The organism is Cobetia sp. MC34 (genome assembly GCF_018340035.1).
Taxonomy (GTDB): Bacteria; Pseudomonadota; Gammaproteobacteria; order Pseudomonadales; family Halomonadaceae; genus Cobetia; species Cobetia amphilecti.
In genome coordinates, this window is record NZ_JADPPY010000075.1 from 1 (window position 1) to 2,636 (window position 2,636).

The 2,636-nt window shown below is 54.6% G+C and carries 2 protein-coding genes and 1 pseudogene; 1 reads left to right on the top strand and 2 read right to left on the bottom strand.

Annotation, left to right across the window (positions count from 1 at the left end):
- Positions 1 to 336: 336 nt before the first annotated feature.
- The gene (locus IZU87_RS17110) at positions 337 to 1,380 is read right to left on the bottom strand and encodes a L,D-transpeptidase family protein (protein WP_043336983.1); all 1,044 of its coding nucleotides are present in this window, start codon (positions 1,378 to 1,380) and stop codon (positions 337 to 339) included.
- Between the two features lie 53 nt (positions 1,381 to 1,433).
- A pseudogene (gene lnt / locus IZU87_RS17115) lies at positions 1,434 to 2,396 on the bottom strand (apolipoprotein N-acyltransferase); the annotation flags it as partial.
- Positions 2,397 to 2,436: 40 nt separating this feature from the next.
- Between lnt and IZU87_RS17120 the strand changes: the two are divergent.
- Positions 2,437 to 2,636 (top strand): transposase (locus IZU87_RS17120; RefSeq protein WP_213115344.1); only part of this gene is annotated, 200 nt, incomplete at its 3' end.

Sequence of the window (2,636 nt, forward strand, 5' to 3'; positions counted from 1 at the left end):
CACGGCTTGGAGGGTAGAATCGGTCATGGCGTATCCATCCTATGCTGGTTGTGATCTGGCGTGATCAATCAGCAGGATACGCCACCCTTCCTTCTGCCCTCCATACACAAGACTTGAGCTTAACTCCAGACCGTAGAGCGGACGACAGACGGGATACAGGTGGTAGTGGGTGGCGTTACCTACTGGCTGCCTCTGGATATTGAGTGCTAAGACACTGATAGCGCGCAGTCACTTGGAGGGCCCCGCGACTCTGTAGGCGAATGTCGCCCCGCCGTTTGGACGGGGCTATGGCTCTCTACCTATATGCCAGGGCTCAACGGGGTGCCAAAAGGCGTGTCATGACCGTTGAGATGACGTCAAAACCAGGTCTTCATAAATGCCCTTGATAGCCTTCTCTTCTGGGCTGTGGCGCTGTGGCTCCTGTTCCTGCTTTGGATGTAGTGGGGTTATAAGCCCGTTAGAGAGTGACAGGACATCGCTGAGCTGCTCGTAATCGAGGTTTACGTTATCGACATTGTATTGGTTAAGGCGTGTCATGGTCTCTGTGAGTGCGGTCATACTGTGCTCTTCTTCTCCAAGCGGCGGAAAGGCTTGAATCAGCGGCTGACCGCCTTCCCAACCTATCTTGATCGGCTGATTGATGATGTTGACTTGGGTGCCGGGTGGAATGCGGTCAAATATAGATTCGATGTCTTTGGGTAACATGCGGATACAACCTCGGCTTGCGCGCATGCCAATGCCATCGGGCTGGTTGGTGCCGTGAATCAAATAGCCATCGAAGCCTAGGATGATGGCATGGTCTCCTAGCGGGTTATCGGGGCCGGGTGGCACAACGCTGGGCGCGGTTTCACCGCGTGCTTCCGCTTCGCGTTTTACCGACTCAGGCGGGTACCACGCGGGGTTTTTAATGTTCATGGTGGTCTCGGTCACGCCTAGAGGAGTATCAAACCCTTCGCGACCAATGCCAATAGGATAGGTCTCAACACGCGGTGTCTCACCGTTTTTGACATCTGGGTAGTAGTAAAGCCGCAGCTCGGCGATATTGATGACGATCCCAGTACGCTCCACATTCGGCAGAACAAAACGTCCCGGAATAGTCACTTCCGTGCCCACCCCTGGAACCCAGATGCTAACCTCTGGGTTTGCACGGATCATCTCCAAATAGCCAAGGTTGTGACGCCTGGCAATATCTATCAAGGTATCGTCGTAATCCTTTACGATAAAGGTGTCAGCCTCTCCGATAATATTACCTTCCTCTGGTAGCGGGTAATGCCCTTTGGGCCATTCCGTCTCCTGGGCAGTGGAAGGTTGTGCCGCCATGGCGACAGGGAGCCATGCCAGAAACGAAACCATCACACTCACGATGAAGCCGATCTGCATTGGCCATGGGAGGAATCTCTTAAGTATTGCTGCGTTCTTTGCCAAGAGCATCGCTAGGTTCCTTTTTCATCTAATGCGTCGTTTTTTGATCGAGATAAGTTCAGTTGTAACCCGAGCAGTGTCAGCACCGCAGCGAGTATCCAAGCGGGGCCACTACCGGTGCGTGTGAAAGGAGTTAGGCCCTGCATCGGGGTCACCTCGCCAGTTAAACTGGCCGGTTCAAACTGTGGGGCACGGGCTGTGACGTGGCCTTGTGAATCGATGATGGCCGTCACGCCATTACTGGTAGCTCGAAGTAGGTGACGACCATTTTCTAAGGCACGTAGACGCGCCATTTGAAGATGTTGGTGTGGGCCAATGGAGCGCCCAAACCACGTATCGTTGGAAACCGTTAATAGCAGCTCGGCATTACGCGCCTGTTGGGCGACATGGTCGGCAAAAATGATTTCGTAACAAATGGCATTGCCAATGGTGGCTCCAGCCACGTGTAACGGAGCCTGTTCGCCTGTCCCTGGGGTCAGGCGAGGTACTGGCAAGTCGAAAAAAGCAAGGGTGCCAGCGAGGAGACTTTGGAATGGCAAATACTCGCCAAAGGGCACCAAGTGCGCCTTCTGGTATTCGCCCTGCACATCATTTAGCCCTATGACGCTGTTATAAGAGCGCCCTTCACTGTCGCGTTGCAAAATGCCGGTCAACAAGGCGGTGTCAGGCCCCAGGTCGGACGCTACTTGCTCAAGTATTTGCTGTGCTTCCTGCTCAAGCATGGGAAGGGCTGCCTCGGGCCAAACGATGAGATCGATATCCCTTGCTTGCTCCCGTGTCATCGCCGTGTAGATACTGATCGCCTCGCGCTGCCCTTGGGCAGTCCACTTAATGCGCTGGTCAAGATTCCCTTGCAGCAATGCCACCCGGATGGGCTTGCCAGCCGGGGTTGTCCATTGGGCGGGCAATAGGAATGGAACGATCCACAAGGCGGCCATTGGGACAAGGAAACCCCAGCGGCGACGCAGTACCTCCCTATCTGCCAGCGTAGTTGTCACCTAAACGGATTGAGAGGTGATCAACGTGCGTTATTCCACAGAGCGTAAGGAAGCCATCCTCAAGAAGATGGCGCCGCCTATGAGCATGGCCATCCCGGAATTGGCCAAACAGGAAGGCATCACTGCAACAACCCTCTACAATTGGCGGAAACAGGCCAGAGAGCGAGGACAAGTTTTGCCATCACGTTCCACCCAGCCCGACCAGTGGACCAGCCA

What these genes read in the sequence shown, in the direction of transcription:
- IZU87_RS17110 (WP_043336983.1), bottom strand. Translation starts at nt 1,380, where the DNA reads ATGCAGATCGGCTTCATCGTGAGTGTGATGGTTTCGTTTCTGGCATGG.